The organism is Pseudomonas sp. NUPR-002 (assembly GCF_056322725.1).
This window is the reverse complement of the sequence record NZ_CM150476.1, coordinates 2946354-2965180: the sequence shown is the minus strand read 5'-3', so window position 1 is coordinate 2965180 and position 18827 is coordinate 2946354. Positions and strand designations below refer to the sequence as shown.

15 protein-coding genes are annotated in these 18827 nt (G+C 61.1%); 7 read left to right on the top strand and 8 right to left on the bottom strand.

All coding sequences use genetic code 11. The features are described 5' to 3' along the window. Positions 1-107 precede the first annotated feature (107 nt). The 6 genes from ACVWSC_RS13400 to ACVWSC_RS13375 all read left to right on the top strand — a co-directional run bounded on the left by ACVWSC_RS13400 (position 108) and on the right by ACVWSC_RS13375 (position 6282). Positions 108-1835: a long-chain fatty acid--CoA ligase gene (locus tag ACVWSC_RS13400; RefSeq protein ID WP_442114113.1), complete on the top strand. Its 1728-nt coding sequence runs from the start codon at positions 108-110 to the stop codon at positions 1833-1835. A 47-nt stretch (positions 1836-1882) separates the two neighbouring features. Beyond that, positions 1883-3439, top strand: a complete 1557-nt coding sequence (locus tag ACVWSC_RS13395) for an acyl-CoA synthetase (protein ID WP_442114112.1) — start codon at positions 1883-1885, stop codon at positions 3437-3439. Beyond that, positions 3439-3879, top strand: a complete 441-nt coding sequence (locus ACVWSC_RS13390; protein ID WP_442114111.1) for a PaaI family thioesterase — start codon at positions 3439-3441, stop codon at positions 3877-3879. Before ACVWSC_RS13395 ends, ACVWSC_RS13390 begins: the two co-directional genes overlap by 1 nt. 266 nt (positions 3880-4145) lie before the next feature. Beyond that, entirely contained in the window at positions 4146-5417 is a 1272-nt protein-coding gene (locus ACVWSC_RS13385; RefSeq protein ID WP_442114110.1) for a RidA family protein, read from the top strand. Positions 5418-5526: 109 nt separating this feature from the next. Continuing rightward, complete coding sequence (locus tag ACVWSC_RS13380; protein ID WP_442114109.1) at positions 5527-5718, top strand: hypothetical protein; 192 nt, start codon at positions 5527-5529, stop codon at positions 5716-5718. A 99-nt stretch (positions 5719-5817) separates the two neighbouring features. Further along, positions 5818-6282 carry a sn-glycerol-3-phosphate transporter gene (locus tag ACVWSC_RS13375; protein ID WP_442114108.1) on the top strand — a complete coding sequence of 155 codons (465 nt, stop codon included), beginning with the start codon at positions 5818-5820 and terminating at the stop codon, positions 6280-6282. An 84-nt stretch (positions 6283-6366) separates the two neighbouring features. Here ACVWSC_RS13375 and ACVWSC_RS13370 read toward each other — a convergent pair whose 3' ends face one another. The 4 genes from ACVWSC_RS13370 to ACVWSC_RS13355 all read right to left on the bottom strand — a co-directional run bounded on the left by ACVWSC_RS13370 (position 6367) and on the right by ACVWSC_RS13355 (position 13016). Beyond that, positions 6367-8760: an efflux RND transporter permease subunit gene (locus ACVWSC_RS13370; protein WP_442114107.1), complete on the bottom strand. Its 2394-nt coding sequence runs from the start codon at positions 8758-8760 to the stop codon at positions 6367-6369. A 2-nt stretch (positions 8761-8762) separates the two neighbouring features. Next, on the bottom strand, positions 8763-9701 hold the full coding sequence (locus ACVWSC_RS13365) for a WD40/YVTN/BNR-like repeat-containing protein (RefSeq protein ID WP_442114106.1): 939 nt from the start codon (positions 9699-9701) through the stop codon (positions 8763-8765). 73 nt (positions 9702-9774) lie between these two features. Beyond that, complete coding sequence (locus tag ACVWSC_RS13360) at positions 9775-11130, bottom strand: DUF1329 domain-containing protein (protein ID WP_442114105.1); 1356 nt, start codon at positions 11128-11130, stop codon at positions 9775-9777. A gap of 23 nt (positions 11131-11153) precedes the next feature. Beyond that, positions 11154-13016 carry a DUF1302 domain-containing protein gene (locus tag ACVWSC_RS13355; RefSeq protein ID WP_442114104.1) on the bottom strand — a complete coding sequence of 621 codons (1863 nt, stop codon included), beginning with the start codon at positions 13014-13016 and terminating at the stop codon, positions 11154-11156. 266 nt (positions 13017-13282) lie between these two features. Here ACVWSC_RS13355 and ACVWSC_RS13350 point away from each other — a divergent pair, with 266 nt between their 5' ends. Then, entirely contained in the window at positions 13283-14308 is a 1026-nt protein-coding gene (locus ACVWSC_RS13350; RefSeq protein WP_442114103.1) for an AraC family transcriptional regulator, read from the top strand. Between the two features lie 19 nt (positions 14309-14327). Here ACVWSC_RS13350 and ACVWSC_RS13345 read toward each other — a convergent pair whose 3' ends face one another. From ACVWSC_RS13345 to ACVWSC_RS13330, 4 genes are all read right to left on the bottom strand, one after another. Beyond that, positions 14328-15407 carry a zinc-binding dehydrogenase gene (locus ACVWSC_RS13345; protein ID WP_442114102.1) on the bottom strand — a complete coding sequence of 360 codons (1080 nt, stop codon included), beginning with the start codon at positions 15405-15407 and terminating at the stop codon, positions 14328-14330. Positions 15408-15454: 47 nt separating this feature from the next. After that, positions 15455-16477 (bottom strand): NAD-dependent epimerase/dehydratase family protein, encoded by a 1023-nt coding sequence (locus ACVWSC_RS13340; protein WP_442114101.1) that lies wholly within the window; start codon positions 16475-16477, stop codon positions 15455-15457. Between the two features lie 57 nt (positions 16478-16534). Then, positions 16535-17053, bottom strand: a complete 519-nt coding sequence (locus tag ACVWSC_RS13335; protein WP_442114100.1) for a 2,4'-dihydroxyacetophenone dioxygenase family protein — start codon at positions 17051-17053, stop codon at positions 16535-16537. A gap of 223 nt (positions 17054-17276) precedes the next feature. Continuing rightward, positions 17277-18818: an arylsulfatase gene (locus ACVWSC_RS13330; RefSeq protein ID WP_442114099.1), complete on the bottom strand. Its 1542-nt coding sequence runs from the start codon at positions 18816-18818 to the stop codon at positions 17277-17279. Positions 18819-18827: the final 9 nt, after the last annotated feature.

Sequence of the window (18827 nt, the reverse complement as noted above, 5' to 3'; positions counted from 1 at the left end):
TGCTCTACTGGCAGGCAACAGCGGTCCCTGTCACTCACCTGCTGCGCTGACATTTGAACAATAACAAGGAGCGGCCAATCGGCATCAGGTCGCCACAGGAGGCACCCGTGATCCATCACCACCCGCACCCTACCCCGGCCCATGCGATCGAGCGGCCGACCGGCGCCCTCGGTCTGAACGCGCAACACGCGACGCTCGTGCCGACGGCCAGTGTGCAGATCCCCGAGACCAGCGTGTACTACAACCTGGAAGTCTCCGCGCGGCGTTACCCGTCCAAGGCCGCCATCCAGTTCTACGGCGCCTCGTACAGTTACGCGCAATTGTTGCGCGATGTGGAACACATGGCCGGCTACCTGCAGCAGGTTTGCGCGGTCAAACGGGGTGATCGTGTGGTGGTGTACAGCCAGAATTGCCCGCAGTTCATCGTCGCCTACTACGCCATTCTGCGGGCCGACGCGGTGCTGGTGCCGGTCAACGCGATGCTACTGCAGGACGAACTGGAGCATATTGTCAGGGACAGCGGTGCAGTGGCCGCCTTCGTTGCCCAGGAACTGGTCGGGCAGATCGCCCCGCTGCTGGGCACTACTTGCCTGCAGCACCTGATCGTTCATGCCTACGGCGACGCCCTGGGCGAGGACGACGCCGGGTTGACCGTTCCAGACTGGGTGCGCGAACGCTCATCGCCGCAAGCACTGGCGGACGGTGCCGTACGCTGGCAGGACGCATTGAGCCAGGCACGCCAGCCGGCGCCACACCAGGCCGGCCCGGACGACCTGAGTATGCTGCCCTACACCTCCGGCACCACCGGCAAGCCCAAGGCCTGTGCGCACACTCACCGCACGGTCCTGAGCGCGTCGGTGGGCTCGGCCAACTGGCGGCAAATGACCACCCATACCACCTGCCTGGCGGTGGCGCCGTTGTTCCATTTGCTCGGCCTGCAGACCAACATCAACGGCCCGCTGTTTGTCGGCGGCACCATCGTGGTCATGCCGCGCTGGGATCGCGAAGTCGCGGCGATCCTGATGGAACGTCATCGCGTGACCTTCTGGGCGGCGCTGCCGGCGATGCTGGTGGACTTCTTCGCCCAACCGGGCATCGAATTGCGCGATTTCAGCAGCCTGAAGATGATCGGCGGCGGTGGCGCGGCCACACCATTGCACATCAACCAGTTGCTCAAGGCACGCTACGGGATCGACTACCTCGAAGGCTACGGCCTGACCGAAACCGCGTCGTTCCTCTGCACCAATCCGCTTGGCAAGCCCAAGCGTGGCTGCCTTGGGATTCCAACCTACGGCGTCGACGCGCGCATCATCGATCCGCACACACAAAAGGTGCTGGCCCAGGGCGAAGTTGGCGAGATCGTGGTGCACGGCGCACAGGTGATGCTCGGCTACTGGAACAATCCCGAGGCGAATGCCGACAGCTTCATCGTCATCGACGGCAAGCGCTTCTTGCGTACCGGTGATCTGGCGAGCTTCGACGAAGACGGCTACCTGTTCATGCGTGACCGCCTCAAACGCATGATCAATGCCTCAGGCTACAAAGTCTGGCCGGCAGAAGTGGAAGCCATGCTCAATGAACACCCGGCCATTCATGAGGCCTGCGTGATCGCCGTGCCTGACGAGCAGCGCGGGGAAACGGTCAAGGCGGTGATCGCCCTCAAGGCCGGGGCGACGTCGACTGCCGAGGAATTGCTCGCCTGGTGCAAGGACAACATGGCCACCTATAAGGCCCCACGCCTGCTGGACATTGTCGACAGCTTGCCAAAGTCAGCCACCGGCAAGATTGCCTGGCGTGAACTGCAGGAAGCGGAGCAGGCGCGCCGCCTCTGCTGACACCACGCCCAGTCCCACTACACAACAACAATCAGGGAACCTCGATCATGTATCTGACACAAGGACTGCAGCGTGCGCTGCAGCAGACGCCCGACAGCGTCGTCACCATCTGCGGCGCGCGACGTCGTACGTTTTCCGAGTTTGGTCAACGCGTTGCCCGCCTGGCCGGGGCGCTGCAGCAACTGGGCATGGTGCCTGGCGACCGCGTCAGCACCTTGGCATTGAACAGCGACCGCTACATCGAATGCATGATGGCCACCTGGTGGGGCGGCGGCGCGCTCAACCCGGTCAACATCCGCTGGGCGGTGCCGGAAATCGTCTATTCCCTGGATGATTGCGACACCGGCATCCTGTTTGTCGACGATCACTTTTTGCCCCTGGTGCCGGGTATCCGCGCCAGCGCCCGTCGTGCACCAGTTGTCATTTATATCGGCGAAGGCCAGGCGCCGCAGGGCATGCTGGACCAGGAGCAACTGATCGCCGCCAGTGCAGCGGTCGCCGATGCCGGGCGCGGCGGTGAAGACCTTGCCTGCATCATGTACACCGGGGGCACCACGGGCTTTCCCAAGGGGGTCATGCAGAGCCATCTCAACCTCTGGTCGGCGTGCATCCAGCGCATGGCGGAATATCCTCAGGGCAGCGAAAACCGTGATCTGTTCGTGATGCCGCTGTTCCATATCGCCGGGCTGGCGCGGGTGGTGTCGGGCTTTATTGCCGGGGGTTCTTTCGTGGTGCTGCCGACCTTCGACCCGGCACAGGTGCTGGCCACTATCGAACGCGAGCGCATCACCGACGCCATTCTGGTACCCACCATGATCCAGGCCCTGCTGGAGCACCCGAACTTCGCCGAGCACGACCTCAGCAGCCTGCAACGCCTGACCTACGGTGCCTCACCGACTGCTGGCGAGATAGTCGAACGCGTGCTGGCGGCACTGCCGGACCTCAAGTTGTCGCATTCCTACGGTTTGACGGAGGCCTGCCCGATCGTCTCTACCAATCCACCCGAGAACCACAGTGCGGCGGCACGCGCCAGTGGTCTGAGCCGTTCGGTTGGGCGCGGCGGGCTGGGGGTGAACGTAAAAATCGTCGACCCGCAAGGCCAGGAAGTGCCGCGCGGCACCGTGGGTGAAATCATCGTGCGCGGCCCGAACATCATGCAGGGCTACTGGAACAAGCCTCAGGAAACCGCCAAGGCATTGCGCGACGGCTGGTTGTGGACCGGCGACGGTGCCTACATGGATGACCAGGGTTACCTCTACATCGTTGACCGGCTCAAGGACATGATCGTCAGCGGTGGCGAGAACGTGTACTCGGCTGAAGTCGAGAATGTGATTGCCCGGCATCCGGCGGTACTGATGTGCGCAGTGATCGGGGTTCCCCATGAGCAATGGGGCGAGTCGGTACATGCGGTGGTGGTGCAAAAGCCAGGTTTCACCCTGACCCTGGACGAGGTGCGCAACCATTGCCGGGATGCTATTGCCAACTACAAGTGCCCCAAAAGCGTGGAATTTCGCGACACACTGCCGCTGTCCAGTGCCGGCAAGATCCTCAAGCGCGAACTGCGCACACCGTACTGGGAAAACAAACACAGGAGCGTGAACTGATGAGCGCTACGCACTGCAGTGTCAGCCAGGTCCCGCCCGGTTTCAGCCTGGTCAACGCGCCCCACGGCTTCGTCAGGCACTGCGGCGGCTTCCATCTGCACGAGGAGCAGCCGGTCCTCGGCGTGCGGATCATGCCCGAGCACCTGAACTCCGTGCGCATTGCCCATGGCGGTTTTCTCGCGACCTTTGCCGATACCGCCTTCGGGTTGATTTTGCGGCGCTGCATGCAGAGCGAAACGCCACCGATCACCGTCAGCCTGTGCGCCGACTACCTGAATGGCGTGCGTGAGGGTGACTGGCTTGAGGCGCATGTACAAGTGCTCAAGGTCGGCACAAGCCTGGTCAACGCCGACTGCCTGCTCATGGTGGGCGAGCGCACCGTATTGCGCTGCAGTGGCGTGTTCACCCGCTGGCGCGGACGGGATGCCGCACGCGACTGACCTGCACATCACCTGTTCGTCGTAAAGAGAAGGTTGTTTCGAGCCTGTCGCCCAGCTCAGCAGTGGGCGACATCAACCTGTGGCGTAACGCGCACTGGCCGCTACACTTGAATCCGATTCAAACAACTGCCTCACCCTTCACCCTGCCTGTACCCGTGTGGACTCAATGTCCGTCGTCCGGATAAGCCGTGGCACGCGCGAATAACGGAACCCCTCACGCGTTTGCCACACGACCCACTCATCCAGCAACACAGGGGACTACTATCATGGTTGGTTATAACGAAGTCCTGGCAAGGAACACAGAGCGCGCGCCGCAAGGAACAGGCCCCTACTCTCAATCCGTCGCCTTCTCTCACTACAACAACCTGTCCGCGCAATTGCCCATCGACCCGGCCTCGGGTGACATCGTTGCCGGCGGTGCGAAAGCACAAGCGCAGCAGTGTTTCAGCAATATCAAGGCCATATTGGAAAGCATCGGCCATGTGATGGACGACGTGGTCAGGATCTCGATATTCCTCAAGAACCTCGCAGATCGCGATGCGGTCATCGAGGTGTACAAAAGCTACTTCCCCACCTATGTGCCGGCCCTGACCACCGTTGTAGTGGCCGCCCTGCCGCTCAATGCCCTGGTGCAAGTGGAAGCGCTGGTTTCCAACGGCGAAGGCACGATCCCCAACGCCCCTCAGGCCGGCGACCTGATCAAGGTGGCAAGCAACAGCAAAAATGCCCCGACAGACCCTGACTCGACGCAGTCGGTGGCGTTCTCACATTACAACAACCTGTCCGCTCAACTGCCGATTGATCCAAGCACGGGGAAATTGGTGGCGGGCGGGGTAAAACAGCAAACCGAGCAGTGCCTGGAAAACATCAAGGCCATTTTGGAAAGCATTGATGTGCCGTTTGATGACATCGTCAAAATCACCGTCTTTGTCAGGCACCTCTCAGACACCGAGGCGGTCGATGAGGTGTATAAACGGTTTTTCCCCGACTCGGCCATTGCCAGGACCGTGGGCTATGTACCCGCCCGGAGCATCGTTGCAGTTGCCGCCCTGCCGCTGGATGCACTGGTGCAAATCGAAGCGGTTGTTTCACACGGTGATGGCACGCCACCACAGGCAGTGGAAGACCGCCACGGCATTGTCATAAAAGCCAACACGACGCCCAACGCACCGAAGCATGCGCTGTCCACGCAGACCGTGGCTTTTTCTCATTACAACCACCTTTCAGCGCAATTGCCGATAGACTCGAAAACCGGGGAACGGGTAGCCGGTGGTATCAAAGAGCAAGCCGGCCAGTGCCTGAAGAACATCAAAACCATCGTAGAGAGCATCAATCATTCGATGGATGATGTGGTCAAGATCAACCTCTTCCTTAAACACATCGACGACATCGCTGCGGTTGACGAGGTGTATACCGCCTTCTTTGCAAACGGTGTTCCGGCACGCAGAACCGTGGGCGTGGCGCAACTGCCGGGCGATGCGTTAATCCAGATTGAAGCTGTGGTAGCAAACGCTGAAGGCACACCACCCGAGGTGTGACAGCTCAGCGCAAAAGCCCTTGCCAACCTTCGGCAAGGGCTTTTTCTACTTGAATGCAGCCCCGCTAATAGGCAAGTATCCCTCCTCGATTTTTTAGAGGATGCTCCCGATGTCGACCCCAAAAACCGTGGCTGAGTTGATTGCAACCCTGTCGCGCCTGCCACAAGATGCCAAGGTTATCGTCCAGGGCGGCTTGACCCTAAAAGCCATCAGCAGCTTTGGCCCAGGCCAGGTCCAGATCGAATTTGACGAGCAGATTATCGACTCCTCGCCTTCCTGGGCGGTGTTCGTGAAAAAGTGAGCAAGCTTCAACCACAGAATCAGACAGCCTGTGTTCAGCCAACACTACCTAGAATGGGGGCATCTTCAGAAACGGTCCCCAAACCAGGACGGTTGCACGATGAAAGCCTCTCGACTGCTGATTGCCCTCGGCCTGTTGGCTGCGCCGCTGCTGCTTGAAGCCAAAGAGTCCTACGACTGGTACCTGCAAAACAGCGCCTACACCACGCATTTTCACCCAGACCCTGAGCACAACAACAACCAGGACCTGATCGGCCTGGAGTACCAGGGCCAGGGCGGCAAGGTCGCAGGCGGTGCCACTTTCCGCAATTCGTTCCGTCAACGCACCCAGTACGCCTACGTCGGCAAGCGCTTTGACAGTGATTCAACGCCGTTCTATCTCAAGGCAACCGGTGGCTTATTGCAGGGTTACCGCGGCGACTACCGCGACAAGATTCCCTTCAATCGTTATGGCGTCGCCCCGGCGATCATTCCTTCGCTGGGCGTACAGGCCGGTCGCGTGGGCGGCGAAATGGTGCTGCTGGGCAGCTCGGCCATGATGGTCAATGTCGGGGTGTACTACTGAGCGCTTTCACTGAAAAAAACCTGGCCCATGCCTCGGGCCAGGTGCTCGGCAAAAACGCCGACAGGGTCGATGATCGCCGGATTGTTATCCGCGGGCTACCCGCTGCGGCCGCAGCAGCCAGGCCGCCAGCGCCGGGAGCAGCAAGATGGCGCCCAGCAAATTGACCAGGAACATGAAGGCCAGCAGGATGCCCATGTCGGCCTGGAACTTGAGTGAAGAGAAGGCCCAGGTGGCGATGGACAGGGTCATGGTCACGGCGGTGAACACCGAGGCGGTTCCACGCTGTTTGAGCGCCTCGACGAAGGCGTCGCGCAGGTTCATGCCGCGCTCATGCATCTCATGCTTGATGCGTTCGAACAGGTAGATGCCGTAGTCCACGCCAACCCCCACACCCAAGGCCACCACCGGCAGTGTGTTGACCTTCACCCCAATGCCCAGCAAGGCCATCAGCGCGTTGCACAGCACCGTGACCAACGCCAGCGGCAAGATCACGCAGAGGGTGATGCGCCAGGAGCGGAACATCCACAGGCACAGCAGCGCCACCGAGGCGAACAGTGCGCCGTTCACCAGTTTGTCGCCGGCATGCACCACCTCGTTGGTGGCGGCCATGACCCCGACGTTGCCCGAGGCCAGCTGGAAACTCACCTGGTCATTGTCGTTGGCGGCTTTGAATGACTTGATCTTGTCCATCAGCGCGCTGATGGTGTCGGCCTGGTGGTCGCGGGTGTAGATCGACACCGGGATCGCGTTGCAGGCACTGTTCATGTACTCGGTACCAACGCGGGTGGCAAAGCCGACACCCTGGGCAATTTGCGCGGTGGACTCGGGCAGTACGCGCCACTTCAGGTCAGTCTCGGCATAGGCCTGGGTGATGTTAGCGACAAAGCCGGCCAGGCTGCGCACTGACGACACGCCGTTGTCCTGACGCAGATACAGCTCCAGTTCAGCAATCGGGTCGAGCACTTCGCGCTTCACGCAAGGGGTTTCTTCGTCGCCCTTGGCCTTGACGATCACCTGTAGCAAATCGACGCCGATGGCGAAGTCGCGGGTGATCACTGCGACATCCTGGTTGTAGCGCGAGTCCGAACGCAGCTCCGGTACCCCGGCCCCCATGTCGCCAACATGCAGGTCACGCGCGGCAAGCAGGCCCAGGCCCAGCAGCAGCGCGGCACACACCAGGGCGACAGCGCCACCACGACGGGTCGCCAGCACCCCCAGGCGCTCCCACAGCCCAGCGCCGAGCGTTTCCTTGCCGCGCAGTTTCTGCGCATCGGCGGCGGACAAGCGCATGAACGACAGCAGGATGGGCAGCAGCATCTTGTTGGTGACGATCATCACCGACACCCCGAGGGTTGCGGTGATGGCCAGTTCGCGGACCATTTCGATGTCCACCAGGGCGATCACCACAAAACCCAGGGCATTGGCCAGCAGCGCCACTGCGCCAGGGATAAACAGCTTCTGGAAGCAGTTACGCGACGCCGTTACACCGTCGGCACCGTTGAGAGTCTCCAGTTTCCAGGCGTTGGTCATCTGCACCGCGTGGGACACGCCGATGGAGAAGATCAGAAACGGCACCAGAATCGACATCGGGTCCAGCGTCAAGTGCAGCAGCGGCAGCAAGCCGAGCAGCCAGACCACCGGCACCACTGCACAGATCAGGGCCCAGCCGGTGAGCATCAGCGAGCCCGAATACCAGAACAGCAGCAACGCCGTGATCACGAAGGCCACGATGAAAAACACCAGCACGCCGGAAGCGCCTTCGGCGATGTCACCGATGGATTTGGCAAAGCCGATGATATGGATGCTGACACCCGAATTCTGGTTGTCCTGACGGATCTGCTCGAGCTTTTTCGCCACCTCTTGCAGGTCCAAACGCTTGCCGGAGATCGGGTCCACTTCCTGCAGGTTGGCCACCACCATTGCCGAAGACAGGTCGCTGGAGACGATACGCCCGACCCAGTCGGACTTGAGCGTACGCTCGCGCACCTGGGCGATCTGTTCCGGGGTGCCGGCGTAACTGGAGTCCACCAGGTTGCCGCCGGTGAAACCGTCCTCCACCACCTCGGTGTAGCGTACGTTGGAGGTGAACAACGAGGTCACCGAGCTGCGCTCGACGCCATTGATGAAGAACACTTCATCAGACACCTTGCGCAGCACCGCCATGGCTTCAGGGCTGAAGATTTCGCCCTGGTGACTCTTTACCGCCACCAGCACCTTGTTGGCGCCGCCGAAATCTTTCTGGTACTCAAGGAAGGTTTGCATGTAGGCGTGATGCAACGGGATCATTTTGAAGAAGCCCGCTTCAACCTTCAGGCGCGTGGCACTGTAGCCCAGCACCAGGGTAATGAGGATGAACAGCACCAGCAGCGGCTTGCGCTGGTGGAATATGCCATAGGACACCTTGCCGACGAGGCCGTGGGCAAAATCTCGCCGGGCCAGGTGCTCGGCGTCGCTGATGATGTTTTCGTGCTTACTCATGCTCAGTTCTGCCCTTGGCCAATAATCGTCACGCCACGATCACCGACCGCCAGCAGTGTTCCATCGCCCAGCTCGACTGCACGGGACAGGCTGAAGTGGGTGGACGGTTGTGGCAGAAAGTGCTGGCCCTGGTCATCGCTGGCCAGCAGCAGCCCACTGTTGCCCATCACCAGAACGCGCCCGGACTTTTGCTCAAGCGCACCGTTGAACGCAAAGGTGGTGTTGGTTTGGCGTTGGCTCCAGGTGTTGCCGGCATCGCCGGAATACCAGAGATTGCCGCGCATGCCGTAGATCAGCAGGCCGCCGTCCTTGAGCTGCAAGGCGCCAAACAGGCTGCCTGCGTAGGGGCTTTCCATTGCCTGCCAGCTTTCACCCTGATCGCTGGAGCGCGCCAGGGTGCCGCTCTCCCCCACCAGCAGCCAGTCACCATTGGCCAGGGCAATAACCTGGGAAATGTGCCGGTCGAAATCGCTGTCGATCACCGGCACACGCGTCCAGCTCGCGCCGTTGTCCTTGGACAACAGGTAGAGCCCGAAAGCCCCCCAGGCGGCCAGGCGGCCGTTACCCAGTGCGGCTACGCCCAGCAGTGCGTCGCCATTGCTGTCGACCTCGAGGCTGTCCCAACTGGCACCGCCATCGACGGTACGCAGCAAGGTGCCGCCGTGTCCTACGGCAACGCCGACCTGAGGATCGACGAAGGCAACACCGGACAGGGTGCGAGTGGTGCCCGTGCGCAGGCTGGACCAGTGTGTCGCGAGCGCATCAGCACGCAGCACGACGCCGCGCTCGCCAACCGCCACCAGGCTTTTGCCGGTATCGGTCAGGTTAAGCAGCAGGACCCGGTCCGGGCGGATGGGGTAATCCAGTGCCGGGGGTTGTGCATGGGCGTGGGCGGCAAGCAGGCACAAGCCCGCCAGCGCCGTCAGGGGGTGTAGAGACATAAGGCGGATTCCCGGCAGGCCGACTGCCTCCCGATTGAAAGGCAGTGGCGGGTTCAAGAGTGGCAGAGGCGATTTACTTGCCCATGCGGCGCAGGGCATCAGGCTGAAGGTCAACGAAGCGTCCCTTGCTGCCGAAGCTCCAGGGTTGGGTTTCTTCGTTGGCAAGCCCGGCCAGGTAGTAACTGCCATTGCTCAAGTCGTGCCAGATGTTGGCGCGGTACCACGGCACCTGCGCATCGTAAAACTGCACCAGGGGATGCACACCCACGCGCCACAGCGTGCCACGGGTGTCGTAGGCATCACTGGCCAGTACCGTCCAGGAGTCTTCGTCGAGGTACAGGGTGCGTTTGCCGTACACGTGCTTGGCGTCTTTGCGCAGGGTGCCCTCGACCACCCAGACACGGTGCAGCTCGTAGCGCATCAAGTCGGGGTTTGGCGTGTTGGGGGTGAGGATGTCCTTGTACTTGACCGCCTTGTCGCCCAACTTGTAGTCGTTGTACGGCACATACATTTCCTGCTTGCCGACCAGTTTCCAGTCGAAGCGGTCAGGTGCGCCGTTGTAGCCGTCAAAGTCGTCGGTCACGCGCAGGCCTTCGGTGCCGTCGTTGACGTTGTCGTAGGCCAGGTCTGGTGCGCGGCGCACGCGGCGTTGGCCGACGTTGTAGATCCACGCCGAGCGCACTTCCTTCACTTGGTCGATAGGCTCATGCACCAGTTGCACCGTACCGGCCAAGGTTGCCGGGGAGATGAAGCGCGCCGAATAATTGAGCAGGCGGTTCTCCGACTGCTTGTCCATGTTGGTGTCGAACACCCGGTTTTCCTGGATACGCACGGTGTAGAAGTCACCACTGCCACGCACCGGGAACGAGGCGTAGGTGCGCTGTAAACCGCCACCCAGGTAGCGCAGGTTGTGGTTCCAGATGGCTTCCAGGCCATTTTTCGGAATCGGGAACGGCGTGGTGGTGCCGTTCAGGTTGCTCACCCCAAAGCCATTGAGCTGAACGTTAACCGCCTCTTGCTTCACCTTCGCCGCGATGCTTGCCGGCACCATCGCGGTACGGTGTGTCGGGTACACCGGCATCTTGAAGGTGGGGTACTTGGCCAACAGCGCCTGCATACCCGGGGTGATCTTGTCCTTGTACTGGGCCAGGTTGGCGGCAGTGATGGTGAACAACGGCTTTTCCGTAGCGAACGGGTCAAGGTAGCCCTGGCTCGCGCTCCAGCCAGCGGGAGGCTGCGCCAGCCCACCGCTGTACGCGGGAATCGATCCATCGGCATTACCGGCCATCTCGCCCCCTAGCGGGGTCAGGTCCTGGCCCAGGCGTGCGGCTTGATCGGCAGTGATCTGGGCGAACGCCTGAGCACTCAGGGCGAGCAGCACGGCACCTGCCAGACCGCTCAGGCGGGCGGCACGAAGTGTGTTTTTCATCGGATTAACCTCTTATTGTTCTGTCAGAAGCTGTAGCTGTAGCTGGCGGCATAGAAGTCGCGATCATGCAGCGGGTCGTACTCGGCGCTGTTGTCAAAGCTGACGTAGCTGAAGTCGAGTTTGTGCTGCTTGTTGTAATCGAAGGTGATACCCAGTGCAGAGGTGATACGGCCTTCGTTGAACTGACCATCCATGGACACACCATCAACGTCCTGACCGAGGAAGGCATAGGGCGAAGCGGTGAAACTGGTACCCAGAAAGTTGTTGTAATCGAGCTGTCCGCGCAGCCGGTAACCCCAGGCAAAGTCGGTGACATAGCCGTCGTTCTTGCAACCGGCTGGGCTTGAGTTGCGCAGGCTGGGCATCGGTGAGGTGCAGGTATCGCCGCCGGCCGGCAAGGTTGCGCTGGAGCCCAGGCCATAGATAAAGCCACGGCCATAGCGGCGGTCATCTTCGCCTTGCGGCACGTTGTTCCACTGCATGCCAACCTCGGCGATCACCGTCAGGTTGTCTGCCTTGAGCACATTGGGGAACACGTTGACGCCGTTGAGCTGGAACTGGGTCTTTTCATAGCGATCCCAACCGGCGGTGAATGGCGAGCTGGCCACCTTGACCTGTTGAAGCAGGTCGGCCGCAGGCCCAATACCCGCCAGGGCGCCATTGAGCAGGTCGGCGCCATTGATCTGAGCGGGCTGATTAGGCGAGTAGCTCAGCTCCGAGCCAATCGACCAGCCGCCCATTGTGGTGGTGAAACTCAGGCCGAACAGGCGAATGTCTTCTGGATATTCCCAGCTTGGGCCAACGAACTGGCCGGCCGAATTGCGTGCAATAGCACCGGGCGTACCGGCGTTGGGAAACTCCGAGAGCGCCGCTGAACTGGTGCTGCGCATCCCCAGGTAAGGGGTTCGCGAGTGGTAGTTCAGGTAGTAAAGGCCCACCTCACCATCCAGCGCATCGACCGGCAGGCGCAAGGCAACGCCCCACTGGCCGCTGTCGTGCGGATCTTCGCCCTTGACCTCAGGCAGATAGGCACCGGCGGCAATCTTGTCGGGCGACGATGGGTTGGTGCCGCCCAGGAAGGTGCCCAGTTGGCAGTCGCCGAAGTCCTGGCCGATTGCGCTTTCGGTCACCGACCAGTAATGGCCGCAGCCTTCGATGGCAGTGCTTTCGTACTTGAGCTGGTAGAACGCTTCCATCGAAATGCCCGCAGGCAAACCAATGTTCAGGTAGCCCATCCACACCGGAATCAGCGCTTCTTTCAGTTCTGTGCCGGGTCGGCGCAGTGCCGGTACATCCAGTGGGTTGATCTGGTTGATGCCCTGGATAAAGGCACTCTCCCCCCAGTTCACGACTTGCCGACCCAAGCGAACCTGAACCGGTGTTTCGTTGAAGTAGTAGGTGTCGTACAGATAGGCATCAAGCAGATAGACACCGCTGAACTTCTGCAGGTCGGCGTAGCCATCGTCGTTCAGCGGTTTCTTGCGGTAGCCGTTGGAGGCGCTGCCGAAATTGACGTCTTCATCCTTGAGTGCCTGGTCGTACCAGCCTTTGACGCGCAGCAGACCGCCCATGTCGCCGTTGCGCAGCGACACATCGGTGACAAACTTGGCAATGGACGAAAAGCGATCGCCCTTGTCGTAGTTCAGGTTACCGCCATCCACCGAGCCGCCGGTGCCGCCGGACTTGCCACGCAGCGCGCCGTTGGCAGCGCTGTACAGCGCGGAATCCTGATCTTCGGCACGCCACTGCGAGCCAACCGACAAGGTGGTGTTCCACTCGCCTTCCCAACCGTTCTCCAGCTGGAAGGGCAACGCCTGCGCAGTGCCCGCCGACGCGCAGGCAATAGCAAGGGCAAGGGGGGTGAGGTACTTAGCGTTATAGTGCATGCAGGTCTCCGGCATCGCCCTTTCCGTGTCGTGCCGATCTGGCCCGCCGGGTGAGCGTTCTTGTTGGGTGGAGAGAGCATGCCCAGTGGCCAGACAAAACCATTTGTCCGTTTACGTCAGAATTTTGTCTTTAACTGTCAGCGCACGAATTATGCTGTCGAGGCAAGATCAACAAGGTCAGGATGCTTTCATTACGGCACCTGTGCCTTGAACGTACTGCCCCCTCACGTGGCGGTACCTCGATAACAACAAGAACACTCACCACCATGACAGCCTTGATCAAAACCACCTCATTGACCGGGTTCACGCAACTGGTGCGAGACCTGGGCGGCGACCCCGATGAACTGCTGAGACAGCTGCAGATCGACCCTGCGTTGCTCGAACACAGTTCCGCGGTCATGCCCTACCGCGCCATGATCAACTTGCTGGAACACTGTGCCGAACGCCTGCAATGCGTCGACTTTGGCCTGAGCCTGGCTGAACGCCAGAGCATCATGATTCTCGGGCCGCTCGCCGTGGTCGGGCAGAACGCCCGCAATGTCGGCGAGGCCTTGAGCGAAATCGTGCGCTTTCTGCACACCTACAGCCCGGGCGTGCAGGTGCACCTGGATACCGAGACCGACCCGCAACACCCCCATCTGATCTATGAACTGCGCCTGCGCCCTGCCCCGCGCCAACGGCAGGTCATCGAGCTATCGCTGGGGGTCATGTTCAAGACGGTGCAAATGCTCTACGGGCCGGGGTTCCGCCCCCACGCGGTGTTGTCGCGCACCGAGGCGCGCTTGCCGCAGAGCCGGTATCAACGTTTTTTCGGCGCACGCATGCATTTTGGACAAACGCACAATGCCCTGGTGTTGCTGCCAGAGCACCTGAGCAAGCCAATCGATCAGCACAACAAGCTGCTGCACGACACAATGATGGATTACGTGAGCAACATGGGCGCGGCCAACCCACTGGATGTACGCAGCCAGGTCGAGGACGCGATCAGGCGCCTGCTGCCGACCCAGCGCTGCGCCCTGCCGCTGATCGCCGAGCAGTTGGGCATGCGCGAACGTTCATTGCAGCGCCGCCTGGAGGAGCAGGATGCGGTGTTCGAGGACATCGTCGAGGACGCGCGCAAGGAACTGGCCGATCTGTACCTGGCCGAGGCGCAAATGCCCATGGCGCAGATTGCCGGCCTGCTTGGCTATGCCGAGCAAAGCTCGTTCAATCGGGCCTGCCGTCGTTGGTACGGCATGCCGCCGCGCGAACGGCGGGCACAACTGCGGGCGCGTCAGCCGCTGACTGGCTGACGCGCTGACGCCGAGTGGGTCAGTCGTAGCGGATGATTATCTTGGCGTGCTGGTCCGGCTGAGCCAGCTGATCGAAGGCTTCGACTACACCGTCCAGGGTCACGTGACCGGTGATCATGGCGGTCGCGTCCAGCGTTTCATCGGCCAGGGCGTGCAGGGTGTGGGCGAACTCCTCGGCGCTGTAGCCAAAGGAAAAATGCACGTTCATTTCCTTGCCAATGCCGATCAGCGGCTCGATCCGGTCGCTTTCCATGCACACGCCGACCACGATCAACCGCGAACGCGGTGGTGCGTTCTGGATCACCTGCTGGATCAGGCCCGGTACCCCCACGCACTCGAACACCACACAGGGTCTGGGTTGCAAGCCCAGCCCCAGCAACGCCATTGGCCCGTTGATGTCGTAACCCGCTGGCGCGGCCACCTGCAGCCATGACTGGTAAGGCGACTGTTCGGCCGGGTTGACCACGACGTCCGCGCCCATTTTTTCCGCCAGTGCCCGACGCCCGGCGGAAAAGTCCGCCGCAACAACTGGGCCGATGCCACGGGACTTGAGGATTGCGATCATCGCCAGGCCGATCGGGCCGCAGCCAATCACTACCGGCACTTCACTGCCATCGAGCCTGGCGCGGTTCACCGCGTGGGCGGCTACCGTCAGCGGCTCGGTCAGTGAGGCAATGTCGGCTGGCAGGTCACCCGGCACCGGCAGCAGCAGTTGCTCGGCCAGTACCATCTGCTCACCGTAGCCACCCGGGTAGCGGTTGGAAAAGCCGATATGATCGAAGTGCTGTGCGCTGATCACGAACGGCAACGAACAAACACGGGTACCGACCTTGAGGCGCTTGTCGCTGCCCGGGCCATGGTCAAGAATTTCGGCGCAGTACTCGTGGCCAAACACCACGTCCTGGCCATCGTCGAAGCTAATCGGAATATTGCCGCGCTTGAAGTTGGCCAGCACCTGCTGGCAATGATGAAACATGTGCAGGTCCGAACCACAGATACCACAGGCCAATGTCTTGACCAGTACTTCCCCATGCCCAGGTTCGGGCGCGCTGATCGACTCGACCAGCAACTGCTTGTCACGCATGACAACGGCTTTCATGCCTCTTCTCCCATTCCAGCGTGCTGCCGTGTAAGGCAGCGCAGATATCAGACGAGTTGACCCACATCACGCAGCCACTGCTCGGAGCGCTGCAACCCTTCGTTCAAGCTGACCTTGGGCTCATAACCGAGCAAACGCCGCGCCTTTTCGATGGAAATACCGCCGGTACGGGCGAACATGTACATGATGTCCGGGGTCACTTCGTCCTGGCGTTTGAGCAGTCGGTTAATGCGCCAGATGCCCCGGCTTAACGACACGGCGAGCCACAGCGGCAAGCTGCGCGGCGAACCGGAACGCTTGGCCCAGCGCCAGTGATTGCAGAAAAACTCCTGGCAACTCACCGACTCTTTGGCACTGATGTGGAAGATCTGCCCGCGTGCCTGCGGCAAACCGGCCGCCAGCATGACGCCGTCCAACAGGTCGTCGATGTACACCGGGGTCCAGCGGCCTGAACCGCCGTTGGGCAGAATCAGCGCACCGGCCTTGGCCATTTTCAAGGGCTCGCTCAACCAGGCGCGAGAGCCTGGGCCGTAGACATCGCCCGGGCGTACGATGGTGCATTCGATTTCGCCCGCCGCGTGCGCGGCCAGCACCACATGCTCGCTCGCACCTTTGGCAACGCCATAGCGATAGTCGTCACCGATGACGACGTCACAGTGCTCGTCCGCCTGGTCGGGGTAGTTCCAGCCCAGTGCGGCGATCGAGGAAAATTGCACGAAGCGCTTGGCGCCGCTGGCGATCGCGACATCCAGGCAGTTACGCACGCCGCGCACCGACACTTCGCGGTACAGCGTCCAGGAAGCCGCCAACGACACCACGGCAGCCGTGTTGATGAACAGTTCGCAGCCGCGGGCATGGGCGGCCCACACTTCAGGGCGCGTCAGGTCGCCGGCGACCACATCGTTTGCCGGGTCGGCGCGCAGGTCCATGCCCCGCACTTGTGCCCCCAGCGCCCGGTAGCGACGTACCAGGGCCTGGCCAATGAAGCCGCTGGCTCCGGTGATAAAGACCGATCGCGGCACCTCAGGTGTTTGCCCCTGGCTGCCGACCGGTATGCACGCATGGCTCATCGAGCGCTCTCCACAAAAGAGGGAACGACGGGCGCCGCAGCGCCCGCGTGTGGCTGATCAGCCGAGGGTGTAGCCTGCATGGCCGGGGCGAATGTAGCGGGCAGGTTCCAGGCCGCGCTCCTTCACCAGGCGATCGATGATCTGCATGATGTCGGTGGCGTCCATGACATTGACGAAATTGCCGTCCTGGTCGAAGTTGATGTTGGCGCCATAGACGACCATAAAGGTATCGGTCGGGCCGCTGTTGTCGGCTGGCACACTGAAGGTGTGGATCGATCCACCGGGCTCGTACAGGTAGCTACCGGCGGTCTGCGGCTGATCCGGGTACTCGACGTAGTTCCACTTGCCAGACAGCGTGAACAGGTGCACTGGGCCTGTGTGGTAGTGGCAAGGCAGGCGCACGCCCGGCTGGAAAATCACCCGCAGTGTCCATATCCCCAGGTTCGGGTCGAGGTACAGGGGCTGCACATCGACGCCTGGGAAGTGCGGTGCCAGGGCGTTCTCGTAGATCGGCAGTTCGTTGGTGTTGAGGGTCAGCAGTTCATGGTGGTCAAAGACCGGAATCGGCATTGGCATTGTTGTTATTCCTCATGGGCCAGTTCGGGGCAATCGATTTGCCTGGACGCAATACTGCGGGGCCACTCTGCTGAAAAATTGTCATTTGCCGTCACGTGATTGTCATTTGACGTCAATGCCCTCACTGAATGCAGGCTCACTCCTGCGACAGAAAAGCAGCCAGCCAGAAGCACACAAGGCCCGTGCAGCAGTGCTGACGGGCCTTGTACTCACAACGATTGAACTACTGCTGCTGGTAGCGCATGAACTTCTCCATCATCTGATCCACCGTGAAGGTGGCCGGGCGTTGCCGCGGCGGGTACGCCTTGAAGGTCGCGAGGAATTGCTGCACCCGAACCATCGCGGGCAATGCAACCACAGCCACCTTCTTGTCCCACCAGACGTTGTAACTGTTCGAGTCGGTGTCAGCGCGCTCGAACGGGTCACGCCGCAGATTGAACACCTTGGGCGCCCGCAGATCGACGAACGGATCGCGCCACACGTCGAAGCGCTTTGCACGCTGCTCGGCGAACACCACTTTCCAATCGCCGTCGCGCATGCCCAGCAGTTTTCCGTCATCGCTGAAGTAATAGAAATCGTTGCGCGGTCCTTTCTCGGTCTGGCTTTGCAGGTAAGGCAGGAAGTTGTAGCCATCCAGATGCACGTTGAACTGCTTGCCACCTGCCGAATAGCCCTTGAGCAACTGCTCTTTGATATCGTCGACACCGGCTGCTGCCATCAGCGTTGGCAGCCAGTCCTGAGCCGACATGATTTCATTGGAGATCGAGCCGGCCTTGATGTGGTTGGGCCAGCGCACGACAGCCGGCACCCGGAAACCACCTTCCCAGTTGGTGTTCTTCTCGCCACGGAAGGGGGTAATGCCCGCATCGGGCCACTGGTTGAAGTGCACCCCGTTGTCGGTGGTGTAGAGCACGATGGTGTTGTCGGCGATGCCCAGATCATCGAGCTGTTTGAGCAACTGCCCGACATGCCCGTCATGTTCCACCATGCCGTCGTTATAGAAGCCCTGCCCGGACTTGCCCGCCGCTTTATCGCTGATGTGCGTGTAGTAGTGCATGCGGCTGGAGTTGAACCAGACGAAGAACGGTTTATCCGCCTTGACTGCCTTGTCGATGAAGCTTTGCGAGGCCTGCAGGAACTCCTCGTCGATCGTCTCCATGCGTTTGCTGTTGAGCGCCCCGACATCTTCGACCTTGCCGTCGGCGCTGCTGTGGATGACCCCGCGTGGACGCAACTGTTTGTCGATGGCCGGGTCTTTGGTCCAGTCCGGGTCTTCAGGCCCCTCTTCGGCATTGAGGTGATAGAGGTTACCGAAGAACTCGTCGAAACCATGGTTGGTCGGCAGAAACTCGTCGCGGTCGCCCAGGTGGTTTTTGCCGAACTGGCCGGTCATGTAGCCCAGCGGCTTGAGCAGTTCCGCCAGGGTCGGGTCGGCTTTCTGGATGCCCACCGGCGAGCCGGGAATGCCCACTTTGGTCAGGCCAGTACGCACCGGATGTTGCCCGGTGATAAACGCCGCGCGCCCCGCCGTGCAGCTTTGTTCACCGTAGTAGTCAGTGAACATCATCCCTTCGTTGGCCAGGCGATCGATGCTGGGCGTTTTGTACGCCATCATCCCGTGGCTGTATTTGCTGATATTGGTGATGCCGATGTCATCGCCAAAGATCACCAGAATGTTCGGTTTTTCCGCAGCAACTGCCAGCACGGCCGTGCACTGAGCGGCGATTGCCAAGGCGCCAATGCGCAACCAGCGTTTAACACGCATACCCGATGT

What these genes read in the sequence shown, in the direction of transcription:
- ACVWSC_RS13395 (WP_442114112.1), top strand. Translation starts at nt 1,883, where the DNA reads ATGTATCTGACACAAGGACTGCAGCGTGCGCTGCAGCAGACGCCCGAC.
- ACVWSC_RS13390 (WP_442114111.1), top strand. Translation starts at nt 3,439, where the DNA reads ATGAGCGCTACGCACTGCAGTGTCAGCCAGGTCCCGCCCGGTTTCAGC.
- ACVWSC_RS13385 (WP_442114110.1), top strand. Translation starts at nt 4,146, where the DNA reads ATGGTTGGTTATAACGAAGTCCTGGCAAGGAACACAGAGCGCGCGCCG.
- ACVWSC_RS13380 (WP_442114109.1), top strand. Translation starts at nt 5,527, where the DNA reads ATGTCGACCCCAAAAACCGTGGCTGAGTTGATTGCAACCCTGTCGCGC.
- ACVWSC_RS13375 (WP_442114108.1), top strand. Translation starts at nt 5,818, where the DNA reads ATGAAAGCCTCTCGACTGCTGATTGCCCTCGGCCTGTTGGCTGCGCCG.
- ACVWSC_RS13370 (WP_442114107.1), bottom strand. Translation starts at nt 8,760, where the DNA reads ATGAGTAAGCACGAAAACATCATCAGCGACGCCGAGCACCTGGCCCGG.
- ACVWSC_RS13365 (WP_442114106.1), bottom strand. Translation starts at nt 9,701, where the DNA reads ATGTCTCTACACCCCCTGACGGCGCTGGCGGGCTTGTGCCTGCTTGCC.
- ACVWSC_RS13360 (WP_442114105.1), bottom strand. Translation starts at nt 11,130, where the DNA reads ATGAAAAACACACTTCGTGCCGCCCGCCTGAGCGGTCTGGCAGGTGCC.
- ACVWSC_RS13355 (WP_442114104.1), bottom strand. Translation starts at nt 13,016, where the DNA reads ATGCACTATAACGCTAAGTACCTCACCCCCCTTGCCCTTGCTATTGCC.
- ACVWSC_RS13350 (WP_442114103.1), top strand. Translation starts at nt 13,283, where the DNA reads ATGACAGCCTTGATCAAAACCACCTCATTGACCGGGTTCACGCAACTG.
- ACVWSC_RS13345 (WP_442114102.1), bottom strand. Translation starts at nt 15,407, where the DNA reads ATGAAAGCCGTTGTCATGCGTGACAAGCAGTTGCTGGTCGAGTCGATC.
- ACVWSC_RS13340 (WP_442114101.1), bottom strand. Translation starts at nt 16,477, where the DNA reads ATGAGCCATGCGTGCATACCGGTCGGCAGCCAGGGGCAAACACCTGAG.
- ACVWSC_RS13335 (WP_442114100.1), bottom strand. Translation starts at nt 17,053, where the DNA reads ATGCCAATGCCGATTCCGGTCTTTGACCACCATGAACTGCTGACCCTC.
- ACVWSC_RS13330 (WP_442114099.1), bottom strand. Translation starts at nt 18,818, where the DNA reads ATGCGTGTTAAACGCTGGTTGCGCATTGGCGCCTTGGCAATCGCCGCT.